The organism is Pseudomonas sp. Sample_14, from assembly GCF_004307515.1.
Taxonomy (GTDB): Bacteria; Pseudomonadota; Gammaproteobacteria; order Pseudomonadales; family Pseudomonadaceae; genus Aquipseudomonas; species Aquipseudomonas atacamensis.
In genome coordinates this window covers 22,995-35,966 of record NZ_RCOC01000052.1, presented here as the reverse complement: position 1 = coordinate 35,966, position 12,972 = coordinate 22,995, and the positions used below count along the sequence as shown (strand labels likewise).

Sequence of the window (12,972 nt, the reverse complement as noted above, 5' to 3'; positions counted from 1 at the left end):
CCTTGGCGCCAGCGGTTACCGACTGGCCCTGGAGGCCGCACTAGAGCAGCTTGAACACCAAGCTATACGCCCCTGACCGACCCTTGGGAGTTGATGATTCATGGATATCCGTAAAGTTAAGAAACTGATCGAATTGCTGGAAGAGTCCGGCATCGACGAGCTCGAGATCAAGGAAGGCGAAGAGTCCGTACGCATCAGCCGTCACAGCAAGACCCCGGCGCAGCAGTACTACGCGCCAGCCCCGATGCAGGCTCCGGCCGCTGCCCCTGCTGCCGCGCCAGTCGCTGCCGCTGCTCCGGCTGCCGCTGCTGCACCTGCGCTGAACGGCACCGTGGCCCGTTCGCCGATGGTCGGCACCTTCTACCGCAAATCTTCGCCAACCTCGCCAGCCTTCGTTGAAGTCGGCCAGACCGTGAAGAAAGGCGACACCCTGTGCATCGTCGAAGCCATGAAGATGATGAACCACATCGAAGCTGAAACCAGCGGTGTGATCGAATCCATCCTCGTCGAAGACGGCCAGCCGGTTGAGTACGACCAACCGCTGTTCACCATCGTTTGAACCGCGGAGAGCCTTTGATGACTGCGAAGTTGGAAAAAGTTCTGATCGCTAACCGCGGTGAGATCGCCCTGCGGATTCTGCGTGCCTGCAAAGAGATGGGCATCAAGACCGTCGCCGTTTACTCCAAGGCCGACAAAGAGCTGATGCACCTGGGTCTGGCAGACGAATCCGTCTGCATCGGCCCGGCGTCCGCCGCTCAGTCTTACCTGCACATTCCGGCCATCATCGCTGCCGCAGAAGTGACCGGCGCTACCGCCATTCACCCAGGCTACGGTTTCCTCGCGGAAAACGCCGATTTTGCCGAGCAGGTCGAGAACTCCGGCTTCGCCTTCATCGGCCCGAAAGCCGACACCATTCGCCTGATGGGCGACAAGGTATCGGCCAAGCACGCGATGATCGAAGCAGGCGTACCGACCGTTCCGGGTTCTGACGGCCCGCTGCCGGAAGACGAAGAAACGGCGCTGCGCATCGGTCGTGAAGTCGGCTACCCGGTGATCATCAAGGCCGCCGGCGGCGGTGGTGGTCGCGGCATGCGTGTGGTGCACAAGGAAGAAGACCTGATCGCCTCGGCGAAACTGACCCGCTCCGAAGCAGGTGCGGCGTTCGGCAACCCGATGGTCTATCTGGAAAAATTCCTCACCAACCCGCGCCACGTCGAAGTGCAGGTACTGTCCGACGGCCAGGGCCACGCCATCCACCTGGGCGACCGCGACTGCTCGCTGCAGCGTCGTCACCAGAAGGTTCTCGAAGAAGCACCGGCACCGGGCATCGACGAGAAGGCGCGCCAGGAAGTATTGGCTCGCTGCGTCAAGGCATGCATCGACATCGGCTACCGTGGCGCCGGTACTTTCGAGTTCCTCTACGAGAACGGCCGTTTCTACTTCATCGAAATGAACACCCGTGTTCAGGTGGAGCACCCGGTTTCGGAGATGGTCACCGGTATCGACATCGTCAAGGAGATGCTCAGCATCGCCGCTGGCAACAAGCTGTCGTTCACTCAGGATGACGTGGTCATCCGCGGTCACTCGCTGGAGTGCCGGATCAACGCTGAAGATCCGAAGACCTTCATGCCGAGCCCGGGCACGGTCAAGCATTTCCACGCTCCAGGCGGCAACGGCGTTCGCGTCGATTCGCACCTGTACAGCGGTTATGCCGTGCCACCGAACTACGACTCGCTGATCGGCAAGCTGATCACTTACGGCGCAACCCGCGACGAAGCCATGGCACGCATGCGTAATGCCCTGGACGAAATCGTGGTCGACGGGATCAAGACCAACATCCCGCTGCACCGTGACCTGGTTCGTGACGAAGGCTTCTGCAAGGGCGGTGTGAACATTCACTACCTCGAGCACAAGCTGGCCAAACAGTCGTAAGGCTGAAGCGGCATGAAAAACCCGATCCCTGCGGATCGGGTTTTTTTATGCCTGCAACAAACCCATCAGAGCATTACCGTGGAGAACGCCTGCTGCTCGACCATTGCGGCAGATGCCCGCAGGCCGGCATCATCGACCACCGCTCCTGCGGCGTTTTCATGTAACGGCCTGCGGGTGAACCGCCTCGTAAAGTGTCGGGCACGTACCGAGAGCCCGTCCTTGGCATAGCTCGATCTGGCGATAAGCGGGTCGTACAGCCTGCCAATCTGACCAGAGGAATGCTTGAACACTCTCGAGACTCCATTGTTCAGATTCAGCACCACGCCATAGCTGTTGCCCAGGCACGACGAGTACGACCAGTAATCCCAGGTCGGCTGCAGGCCCTGTTCGCGCAACACGCGCCTGACCGGACCGCCGATGTCAGCGCCCGCCGACAGCCAGTCGCCACCTACCAGCGTGGCGCGAATGTTCTGCGGTGCGCCCCCCAGACGCTCCAGCACCTGCGTGACACTTCGCTCGATCAACGGGCGAATATTGTGATCAAAATGAATGACCGCCCCCACCCTTGTCGTCGGGTTATACAGCGAGGCGATGACGCAACTCTGCGCATTCAACGAAAACAGATAGTTATCTGGCGATCCGGGACGAAAATGCGCCACCACCGCTTCGCCCTGCAGCGCGCCGCGGTTCAGCACGGGCTTGACACCTCCAGGAAAAGCATCATTCAAATCGCTCACGCGCCCAAGGTTGCGCACGTTGCCACCCGTGAGTCCGACCCTGGCGTGTGTCCACTTGCCCCCCGGAGCAAGCCGAATCGGTTGCTGATAGATGGCGGTCGGGCGACGGGCATCGACCAGGCTCAGCCCACCAAAATGCGGATTTTCCCTGACCAGGAAATACTTGCCCTTGTTGCGAATGTAGTAGGCCGGTTGCGGCTGCGCAGCGCTGGGCGGACTGCGCCATGTGCCGAAAAAGACGCCTTCTTCGGTCACCCTTTGCAAACGCTCGGGCGCCTTGCTGACGGCCTGCCTGGCATGGAAGCGTACTTCCCGGATCGCCGGCAGTGCTTCCCTGCGCAGCGGAGCCACGGTGTTCAGACGCTCTGACAACAACGAGGCCGGCCGCATGGTGTGCTTCAGACTTCTGGCCGCACCGCCCAGCCACTTGATCGCACTGCCGGCGCCGACCATAGCGAACAACGCGCCCCACGACGCCTCCAGCCAGTGGCCGAGCGCGCCATCGACGTCACCCTCCAGATGCGCAGCGACCGCCTGACCGGCGCTGACGGCGATGAACACGACATCGAGCAGCAAGGCAAACGGAGGGAACACCATGCAAAACGGTGCAGCTGCAAACATCAGCCCCTTGACCACTTGGCGTTCGATCATTTGCGCGCGGCTGGTGGTGATGTCCTGCACATCCGTGACCGCGCGCTCGATGTACGCGTTGAACTCGCTGCGCGCGTCAATCAGGCGCTGCGCTTCGTACAGCGTATCGACGCGTTGTTTTTTTGCCGCAATCGCATACAGGGTGCGCGACACGATGCTGCGGGCGGCGACCGGCGTACGCGCCATCAAGTAGTCATGCAAAGCGCCTGCGATGTCGCCGAACAGCGACTGATACGCACGCACCACAATGCCGTCGGGCGCATCAGGCGTGTACAGCCACCAGGACGGCTCGGGGTTGAACGAGGTCAGGACATAAACCCCGAGCACGACGTGATGGCGCACGGTGAACCTGAACACGCCGTCACTTTCAACCATGCTCGCGCCCGGAAAATGCGTATCCGGCGCTGGCACCTGGCTCAACAGAGAGACCTGACGGACCAGCGCTGAATACACCGCGTCGCTCAATCGCGCCTGACTTCTGGCCACGCGCAAATCCCGGTCCATCTTTGACAGCAGCACGTTGCGGTAGGCAAAACGACGCGGTTCATAGGCAGCATCACGCGGGTCGAGATATTTGCCACGGATCTCGCTGGCGTATTTTTCACCCAGCCACGCCCGGCGCAGATACAGCGCCAGATCGGCGCTGCGCACCTGGCTCAGATCCTGGCCAACCGACGATCGCACGCCTTTTTTCGGATGTTCGATGCCGGAGTTGTCATCGTAGCCGTGAATGGCCAGGTCGAGCAGCGTGGCTACCTGCTGCTTCCTGCGGTCGGCGACGCCAGGGTTGTAATCGATCAACACGGTGGCCGGATCGACCGGTTCCAGCACGTTCTTGCTGCGCATATAGGGCGTGATCGCTGCGGCTACCGTGCGCCTGGCGAAATCGACAAAAACCTCGAAACCGCCCAGCAGCTCGTTGAACACCTGCTGATGAACGATCAGCTCCTGATTCAGACTGCTGATGCGCCGGCGAGCCTCGAGCCCGAGCGTCGTGTACCAGCGAAGCGAGTTGTCCTGCTCGACCCGCTGCAGGTTGTTGGCCAGGCCCATTTTTGCAGCGGCTTCGACGCATTCGGTGAACGGCAGGGGCGCTCGGCGAAGGTCACTCTGCATGCCCCAGAGAGCGGGGCTGGCCGCAGCGGCCAACAGATAATCCCGTGCAGGGTGATGTGCAGCCGGCGAAAGCTGTTGCAACAGATACTCGCGACCGGATTCGCTCTGTGTCCAGCTCCATACTTCGCCGGTCAACGCCGCGATCGAAGGCAACCGGACCCACTCCTGACCGTCCGGCTTGTTGGGCGCGTACAGCACCAGGTTATTCACCGTTTGCTCAGTCTCTGCCTGGTAGAACACCAGAAGATCGGCGCATTGCATGCCGTTGGGCAGTGTCAATGCGGCCACTTGCAACGGTTTCTTTGTGGTTTGCCCAGACCACATCTGCTCCAGACGCTCATGGTCGGAGTCCGACAGATGAGCTGCGCAGCGCGCGACGAATGCGCTCTGCCGAAGCCGTGCGGCAAACCAGTCGACAAGTGCCTTTTGCACCTCTATACGCTCGTACTGTTCGGCGAGAACGCGCAGGTAGTCCGCCGGATAATCCTGTTGCGCCAGCATGTCGGCAATGAATGTCGGCTTCAGTGACTGGTTGCGCAATGGCGCAGGACTGCTGATCTCCAGTACCGCTGCGAAGTCCTGTCCGATCGGCCCGCATGCCAGCAGGTCACTGAGGCTGCGATTGTGGGTCGGCTCACCGACCGCCGAGCGCCATCTGAGCCGCACGTCGATCCGGTCCGGTTCAACCGTCATGTCGAGCTTGAGCTGAATGTATTCGATGGCCTGCTGGCGGGCAAAGTCGCGCAACGAGCCGTAGCCCAGCAGCAGGTCATCAAGTGCTGCCTGGGCCAGTGAGGTCTGCTCCTGATAATCACGCAACAAGGCGCGATCCGGCTCCTTCAGCGCCTTCATCCATGACGGCAGTTGCGCAAAGGAATGCGCCTCGAGAATCTTTTTCTCTGCACCGGTTGCCAGGACAGTCAATCGATACCGACGCGTGCTGCGGGCCTGAACCCGGTCGATTTTGCTGCGCAATTGATCCAGTGTCAGGCCCGCCAGTTGGTCACGGCGCAACAGCAACTCGATGTCCTTGATATAGCGCCGCAGCTTGCGTTTGATCAGGCGATCGAACAACGCCTCCCGCCCCTTTGTCGCCCAATGTTCTCGCAGGTATTTCTTGTACTGGTCGAGGAAGTGCAACGAAACGCTATCCACCGTCCGGATCACATGCTCATGACGGCTGGACGGCAAACCGGGATCGGCGCCCCCAGGCCAGCGAAATGGCGCGTCCTGGAGCGCCAGGAACATGACTGGCCGGCCGTCGATAAGCTTTTGCAGAATGGCGTCAAGCAGGGCAACCACAAAGCCCGGGGCGAAATGGCCGTCCGGGTAATGCCTGCGCAGTTCAGTCAATGCGAAATGCTCCAGCGCCTCGAGCAACGTCATCTGGCTGTTCAAGCGCTTGTCGATCATCACCTGCCAGCGCGTGATGCGCAGGAGGATCTCCTGCACCGACCCCGTAGACGCAGCGGCTATCGGTGGTTTTTCTTCTACAGTCCCTTGTTGATCCGCCATGTCGTCCAGCCTTTTGTTGCGTAGAGATGAGCGCTCACTCTATTTGCCGACAAAAGTGCTCAGGCCATACATATGTATATCGCGGCCGCGAATGTGTAACAGCCAAGCGGTGTGTCCACTTTGCCGGCGACCTGGCGTAAACTGCGCGCTTTTGCAGCTTCGGGCTGCCCCACAGATTTTCAAAGGTGCCCGCCATGCCTTGGCTGCAAGTCCGTCTCGCCATCACCCCGGAACAAGCCGAAACCTACGAGGACGCATTCCTCGAAGTCGGCGCCGTGTCGGTGACTTTCATGGACGCCGAAGACCAGCCGATCTTCGAACCGGAACTCAACACCACGCCGCTGTGGTCGCACACCCACTTGCTGGCGCTGTTCGAAGGCGGTACCGAACCGGAACCGGTGCTGGCCCATCTGGAATTGCTGACCGGCAGCCCGTTGCCCGAGCACCACAGCGAAGTCATCGAAGATCAGGACTGGGAACGCAGCTGGATGGACGGTTTCGAGCCGATGCGTTTCGGCCAGCGCCTGTGGATCGTGCCGAGCTGGCACGCCGCACCCGAGCCTGACGCGGTCAATCTGCTGCTGGACCCGGGCCTGGCGTTCGGCACCGGCACTCACCCGACCACCGCACTGTGCCTGGAATGGCTCGACGGTCAGGATCTGAAAGACTGCCACGTGCTGGATTTCGGCTGTGGCTCGGGGATTCTGGCGATTGCCGCCCTGCTGCTCGGCGCCAAGGAAGCCGTGGGCACCGACATCGACGTACAGGCACTGGAAGCCTCGCGCGACAACGCCGGGCGCAACAACATTGCCGATGAGCTGTTCCCGCTGTACCTGCCCGAGGATCTGCCGCCGGTTCCGGCCGACGTGCTGGTGGCCAATATTCTCGCCGGCCCGCTGGTGTCGCTGGCACCGCAGCTGTCCAGCCTGGTCAAGAGCGGTGGGCGCCTGGCGCTGTCGGGCATTCTCGCCGAGCAGGGCGAAGAAGTAGCGGCAGCTTATGCGCAGGACTTCGAGCTCGACCCGATCGCCAATCGCGACGGCTGGGTGCGCATCACCGGGCGTCGGCGCTAAAATGACCGCTTGCCTGAACCGGATCGCCGCATGACCGACAGTTTCGTCACCCAATGCCCGCATTGCCAGACCAGTTTCCGCGTCAACCATGCTCAGTTGAGCGTGGCGCGTGGTGTGGTTCGTTGCGGCTCCTGCCTGCAAGTGTTCAATGCCGCCAAGCAGCTGCTCGAGCAACATTCTGGCAAGGACACGGTGACGCCGCTCGCACCAGCGCTGCCTGAAGCGCCCGCGCCTGTCAGCGATTCTGCGGTCGTCGAACAGATCCCCGCACCGCGCGCCATCAGCCAGAAGCAATGGAGCGCGTCGGAACTGGATCTGGACAGCCTCGATCTGGACGAAGAACTCGCCCGCCTCGAACAGCGCGAAATCCAGCCGGTCGCAGAATTCGGCCGTACCCGCGAAGAATCCTTGAGCGCCCGGCGCGACAGCCCGGAACCGGACGAAGGCACATGGCCCGACAGCCTGTTCAGCGAGCCTGCCGATGAGCGCAGCGCAGCGCCGGATGTCGAACCGTATATCGAGGGCGTCGAAACCCTCGAACCCGAGCGCACCGAACCCTCGTTATCACTGGAACCGGTGGATCTGGATGACGAGCCGCCGATCCCGCAACTGCGCCTGCACGATCCGATTGACCCGGCCGCCCGCCGCGAACGCTTCTCGGCCAGCGACGACATCGATGACGACGATCTGCCATTGATCACCTCGCCGCGCAAAAAACGCGAACGGGCCGAGCCCGGCGTGCGCGCCGAGGTCCTGCAGGATCTGACCGACGACCCGCTGCAACTGGACTGGCAGCAACGCCGCTCGCCCTGGGGCCGGCGCCTGCTCTGGCTGGTGCTGGTGGTATTGGCCGCCGCCGGCCTTGCCGCTCAGTACGTTGCCTATCACTTCGAGGAACTGGCGCGGCAGGATCAATACCGACCGTGGTTCCAGCAGATCTGCCCGCAGATCGGCTGCACCGTGCCGTCCAAGGTCGATATCGGCAAAATCAAGAGCAGCAACCTGGTGGTGCGCAGCCATCCCGAGTTCAGCGGGGCGCTGGTGGTCGATGCGATCATTTACAACCGGGCGACGTTTTCCCAGCCGTTCCCCTTGCTCGAACTGCGTTTCGCCGACCTCAACGGTCATCTGATCGCCAGTCGTCGCTTCAAACCCGGCGAGTACCTGAGCGGCGATCTCGAGGGCCTGGCGGAAATGCCGCCGCAGACGCCGATCCACATCGCCCTGGATATTCTCGATCCGGGGCCGAAAGCGGTGAATTACAGCCTGAACTTCCACTCACCGGAATGAACCGCTTCAGCGTTTCCCGATTGACGGCATTTTTCTGACTGATCGCAGCCCACCAAACCGTTGGCGATAACAGAATAACTGTTCAGATTTTGTTCAATTCAGCCTTTAACCAGTCATCGAGAGCGGGTATCATGCCCACCCTTTTTCGAACTCTCATGATCCGGCCCCACTTCAGGGAAGTCCTATGTCGGCGGTACGCATCGGCCCATATACATTGCAGAACGGTTTGATTCTCGCCCCGATGGCGGGCGTCACCGACCAGCCCTTTCGTCAGCTGTGCAAGCGTCTGGGCGCAGGGCTTGTAGTCTCGGAAATGGTCACCAGCGACATGAGCCTGTGGAATACCCGCAAGTCGCGCATGCGCATGATCCACGAAGGCGATCCCGAGCCGCGCTCGGTGCAGATTGCCGGTGGCGACGCGCAGATGCTGGCCGACGCGGCACGGGCCAACGTCGAGCTGGGCGCACAGATTATCGATATCAACATGGGTTGCCCGGCCAAGAAGGTCTGCAACAAGGCCGCCGGCTCCGCGTTGCTGAAAGACGAAGCACTGGTGACCGAGATCCTGCAGGCCGTAGTGGCCGCGGTTGATGTGCCGGTCACCCTGAAGATCCGCACGGGCTGGGATCGCGAGAACAAGAACGGTCTGAACGTGGCGAAGATCGCCGAACAGGCCGGGATCACAGCGCTGGCCGTACATGGCCGTACGCGCGCCGATCTGTACACAGGGGAAGCCGAGTACGACACGATTGCCGCGATCAAGCAGGCGGTGTCGATCCCGGTGTTTGCCAATGGCGATATCGATTCGCCGGAAAAGGCCCGATACGTGCTTGATGCGACCGGTGCCGATGGCCTGCTGATAGGCCGTGCCGCTCAAGGGCGGCCATGGATTTTTCGCGAGATCGATCACTTCCTGCGCACCGGCGAGAAATTGCCCGCGCCGGAACTGAGCGAAGTGGAACGCATCCTGCTGGAGCATCTGGCTGCCCTTCACGCCTTCTATGGCGACGTGATGGGCGTGCGCATTGCCCGCAAGCATGTGGGCTGGTATCTCGCAACCTTGCCGGGCGCCAGGGAGTTTCGCGCCCGTTTCAATCGTTTGGATGGTACGGAAACACAATGCGCCGACGTTCGGGAGTTCTTCGCCGAGCGTTACAAGAGCCTGACAGGGGACGAAGAAGGGGTGGCCGCATGACGATGATGACCGAGACTTTAGTGAGTGGAACAACACCCGTGAGCGACAACGTGAATTTGAAACAGCACCTCAACACGCCGAGCGAAGAAGGCCAGACCCTTCGCGGGAGTGTCGAGAAGGCGCTGCACAATTATTTCGCCCACCTTGAGGGCGCGTCCGTCACGGATGTGTACAACCTGGTGCTGTCCGAAGTCGAGGCGCCCCTGCTCGAAAGCGTGATGAACTACGTCAAGGGCAACCAGACCAAGGCCAGTGAGCTGCTGGGACTGAACCGCGGCACGCTGCGCAAGAAACTCAAGCAGTACGATCTGCTGTAAGCATTCAATCAAACCAGAAAGGCGCCCGCGTAAAAAACGGTCGCCTTTTTTGCTGACTTCCTTTGCTTTTGATGGAAATTGAGATGACCGACCAGACTACCCGCCTGCCGATCCGCCGCGCCTTGATCAGCGTTTCCGACAAGACCGGGATCCTCGAATTCGCCAAGGAGCTCGAAGCTCTGGGCGTCGAGATCCTCTCCACCGGCGGAACGTTCAAGCTGCTGCGTGACAACGGCGTTGCCGCAGTGGAAGTCGCGGATTACACCGGTTTCGCCGAGATGATGGACGGTCGGGTGAAAACCCTGCACCCGAAAATCCACGGCGGCATCCTCGGTCGTCGCGGTATCGACGACGCGATCATGAACGAGCACGGCATCAAGCCGATCGATCTGGTGGCGGTCAACCTGTACCCGTTCGAAGCAACCATCAACAAGCCAGGCTGCGACCTGCCGACCGCCATCGAGAACATCGATATCGGCGGGCCGACCATGGTCCGTTCGGCAGCGAAAAACCACAAAGACGTGGCCATCGTGGTGAATGCCAGCGATTACGCCAACGTCCTGGAAAACCTCAAGGCCGGCGGCCTGACCTACGCTCAGCGTTTTGACCTGATGCTCAAGGCCTTCGAACACACCGCCGCCTACGACGGCATGATCGCCAACTACATGGGCACCGTGAACCAGGCCGCTGAAACCTTGAGCACTGAAGGTCGCAGCGAATTCCCGCGCACCTTCAACAGCCAGTTCATCAAGGCTCAGGAAATGCGCTACGGCGAGAACCCGCACCAGAGCGCGGCGTTCTACGTGGAAGCCAGGCCGGCCGAAGTCGGCATCGCCACCGCGACCCAGCTGCAAGGCAAAGAACTGTCCTACAACAACGTCGCCGACACCGACGCGGCGCTGGAATGCGTGAAGAGCTTCGTCAAGCCAGCCTGCGTGATCGTCAAGCACGCCAACCCGTGCGGCGTGGCGGTCAGCCCGGACGCTGAAGGCGGCATCCGTCAGGCTTACGAACTGGCCTACGCCACCGACACCGAGTCGGCGTTCGGCGGCATCATCGCCTTCAACCGTGAACTGGATGCCGAGACCGCCAAAGCGATCGTCGAGCGCCAGTTCGTTGAAGTGATCATTGCCCCATCGGTCAGCGAAGAAGCTCGTGCCATTGTTGCCGCGAAAGCCAACGTACGCCTGCTGGCCTGCGGCGAATGGTCGGCTGAGCGCGCCGCTGCCTGGGATTACAAGCGCGTCAACGGTGGCCTGCTGGTGCAGAGCCGCGATATCGGCATGATCAGCGCCGATGACCTGAAAGTGGTGACCAAACGCGCGCCGACCGAACAGGAAATCCACGACCTGATCTTCGCCTGGAAAGTCGCCAAGTACGTCAAATCCAACGCCATCGTCTACGCCAAGAATCGCCAGACCATCGGTGTCGGCGCCGGCCAGATGAGCCGCGTCAACTCGGCCCGCATCGCCGCGATCAAGGCTGAGCACGCCGGTTTGCAGGTCGCCGGTTCGGTCATGGCGTCCGATGCATTCTTCCCGTTCCGCGACGGCCTCGACAACGCGGCCAAGGTTGGCATCACTGCGGTGATCCAGCCGGGCGGTTCGATGCGTGACAACGAAGTGATTGCTGCTGCTGATGAAGCCGGCATCGCAATGGTATTCACCGGCATGCGCCACTTCCGTCACTGATTATTTTGCTTGATCGTACCCACGCTCTGCGTGGGCACGCAGCCCGGGACGCTCCGCGTCCCTCGGACGCGGAGCGTCCGTAGAGGCATTCCCACGCGGAGCGTGGGAACGATCAGCCCCCACAGAATTAGCGTCATCCGAGGTTTTTGAAATGAATGTTTTGATCATTGGCAGCGGTGGCCGTGAACACGCTCTGGCCTGGAAAGTGGCTCAGGATCCGCGTGTGCAGAAGGTTTTCGTTGCACCGGGCAACGCTGGCACTGCCATTGAAGCCAAGTGCGAGAACGTCGCCATCGACGTGCTGGCGCTGGAGCAACTGGCTGACTTCGCCGAGAAAAACGTTTCCCTGACCATCGTCGGCCCGGAAGTGCCGCTGGTGGCTGGCGTGGTCGATCTGTTCCGCTCCCGTGGCCTGGACTGCTTCGGTCCGACCGCCGGTGCTGCGCAACTGGAAGGCTCGAAAGCCTTCACCAAGGATTTCCTCGCGCGCCACAAGATCCCGACCGCCGATTACCAGAACTTCACCGAGATCGAGCCGGCCCTGGCTTATCTGCGTGAGAAAGGCGCGCCGATCGTGATAAAGGCCGATGGCCTGGCTGCTGGCAAAGGCGTGATCGTCGCCATGACCCTGGCCGAAGCCGAAGACGCCGTGCGTGACATGCTCGCCGGCAACTCGTTTGGCGACGCCGGTTCACGTGTGGTGATCGAAGAATTTCTCGACGGCGAAGAAGCTTCGTTCATCGTCATGGTCGACGGCAAGAACGTGCTGCCGATGGCCACCAGCCAGGACCACAAACGCGTCGGCGACGGCGACAGCGGCCCGAACACCGGTGGCATGGGTGCCTACTCCCCTGCCCCGGTGGTCACCGCCGACGTGCATCAGCGCGTGATGGATCAGGTGATCTGGCCGACCGTGCGCGGCATGGCCGACGAAGGTAACGTCTACACTGGTTTCCTCTATGCCGGTCTGATGATCGACAAGGCCGGTAACCCGAAAGTCATTGAGTTCAACTGCCGCTTCGGCGATCCGGAAACCCAACCGGTGATGCTGCGTCTGCAATCGAGCCTGGTGCTGCTGGTTGAAGCCGCATTGGCGCAAGCGCTGGACAAGATCGAAGCACAGTGGGATCCGCGTCCGAGCGTTGGCATCGTTCTGGCTGCTGGCGGCTACCCGGGCGACTACGCCAAAGGCGCAGCGATCAACGGTCTGGACGCGGCGGCAACTCTGGAAGGCAAAGTATTCCACGCCGGCACCGCACTGAAAGACGGTCAGGTCGTTACTGCCGGTGGTCGTGTACTGTGTGCCACTGCCATGGGCGCCACCGTCGGTGAAGCTCAGCAGCAAGCCTACAAACTGGCCGCTGCCATCGACTGGGAAGGCTGCTTCTACCGCAAGGACATCGGCTACCGCGCCATTGCCCGTGAACGCGGCGAAACCCAGGAGTAAGCGATCCA

9 protein-coding genes are annotated in these 12,972 nt (G+C 61.4%); 8 read left to right on the top strand and 1 reads right to left on the bottom strand.

The genetic code is table 11. The annotated features are described in order from the left end of the window. Positions 1-100 precede the first annotated feature (100 nt). The gene (accB, locus tag D8U61_RS11825) at positions 101-559 is read left to right on the top strand and encodes an acetyl-CoA carboxylase biotin carboxyl carrier protein (protein ID WP_016771862.1); all 459 of its coding nucleotides are present in this window, start codon (positions 101-103) and stop codon (positions 557-559) included. A 17-nt stretch (positions 560-576) separates the two neighbouring features. Next, positions 577-1,932 (top strand): acetyl-CoA carboxylase biotin carboxylase subunit, encoded by a 1,356-nt coding sequence (gene accC / locus D8U61_RS11820; RefSeq protein WP_024011424.1) that lies wholly within the window; start codon positions 577-579, stop codon positions 1,930-1,932. A 65-nt stretch (positions 1,933-1,997) separates the two neighbouring features. On the opposite strand, the gene D8U61_RS11815 is transcribed toward accC, so the two are convergent. Further along, positions 1,998-5,951, bottom strand: coding sequence for a type III effector 1 (locus D8U61_RS11815; RefSeq protein ID WP_130926981.1), 3,954 nt, complete (start codon positions 5,949-5,951; stop codon positions 1,998-2,000). 194 nt (positions 5,952-6,145) lie between these two features. Here D8U61_RS11815 and prmA point away from each other — a divergent pair, with 194 nt between their 5' ends. The 6 genes from prmA (at position 6,146) to purD (ending at position 12,964) form a co-directional block, all read left to right on the top strand. Beyond that, positions 6,146-7,024 (top strand): 50S ribosomal protein L11 methyltransferase, encoded by an 879-nt coding sequence (gene prmA, locus D8U61_RS11810; RefSeq protein WP_122751734.1) that lies wholly within the window; start codon positions 6,146-6,148, stop codon positions 7,022-7,024. A gap of 30 nt (positions 7,025-7,054) precedes the next feature. Then, complete coding sequence (locus tag D8U61_RS11805; protein WP_130926980.1) at positions 7,055-8,314, top strand: DUF3426 domain-containing protein; 1,260 nt, start codon at positions 7,055-7,057, stop codon at positions 8,312-8,314. Between the two features lie 184 nt (positions 8,315-8,498). Next, on the top strand, positions 8,499-9,509 hold the full coding sequence (dusB, locus tag D8U61_RS11800) for a tRNA dihydrouridine synthase DusB (protein ID WP_016771866.1): 1,011 nt from the start codon (positions 8,499-8,501) through the stop codon (positions 9,507-9,509). Further along, complete coding sequence (gene fis, locus D8U61_RS11795) at positions 9,506-9,826, top strand: DNA-binding transcriptional regulator Fis (RefSeq protein WP_002555375.1); 321 nt, start codon at positions 9,506-9,508, stop codon at positions 9,824-9,826. Before dusB ends, fis begins: the two co-directional genes overlap by 4 nt. Positions 9,827-9,909: 83 nt before the next feature. Further along, on the top strand, positions 9,910-11,517 hold the full coding sequence (gene purH, locus D8U61_RS11790) for a bifunctional phosphoribosylaminoimidazolecarboxamide formyltransferase/IMP cyclohydrolase (RefSeq protein ID WP_125926235.1): 1,608 nt from the start codon (positions 9,910-9,912) through the stop codon (positions 11,515-11,517). 151 nt (positions 11,518-11,668) lie between these two features. After that, positions 11,669-12,964, top strand: coding sequence for a phosphoribosylamine--glycine ligase (gene purD, locus D8U61_RS11785; RefSeq protein ID WP_130926979.1), 1,296 nt, complete (start codon positions 11,669-11,671; stop codon positions 12,962-12,964). Positions 12,965-12,972: the final 8 nt, after the last annotated feature.

What these genes read in the sequence shown, in the direction of transcription:
- accB (WP_016771862.1), top strand. Translation starts at nt 101, where the DNA reads ATGGATATCCGTAAAGTTAAGAAACTGATCGAATTGCTGGAAGAGTCC.
- prmA (WP_122751734.1), top strand. Translation starts at nt 6,146, where the DNA reads ATGCCTTGGCTGCAAGTCCGTCTCGCCATCACCCCGGAACAAGCCGAA.
- D8U61_RS11805 (WP_130926980.1), top strand. Translation starts at nt 7,055, where the DNA reads ATGACCGACAGTTTCGTCACCCAATGCCCGCATTGCCAGACCAGTTTC.
- fis (WP_002555375.1), top strand. Translation starts at nt 9,506, where the DNA reads ATGACGATGATGACCGAGACTTTAGTGAGTGGAACAACACCCGTGAGC.
- purH (WP_125926235.1), top strand. Translation starts at nt 9,910, where the DNA reads ATGACCGACCAGACTACCCGCCTGCCGATCCGCCGCGCCTTGATCAGC.
- D8U61_RS11815 (WP_130926981.1), bottom strand. Translation starts at nt 5,951, where the DNA reads ATGGCGGATCAACAAGGGACTGTAGAAGAAAAACCACCGATAGCCGCT.
- purD (WP_130926979.1), top strand. Translation starts at nt 11,669, where the DNA reads ATGAATGTTTTGATCATTGGCAGCGGTGGCCGTGAACACGCTCTGGCC.
- accC (WP_024011424.1), top strand. Translation starts at nt 577, where the DNA reads ATGACTGCGAAGTTGGAAAAAGTTCTGATCGCTAACCGCGGTGAGATC.
- dusB (WP_016771866.1), top strand. Translation starts at nt 8,499, where the DNA reads ATGTCGGCGGTACGCATCGGCCCATATACATTGCAGAACGGTTTGATT.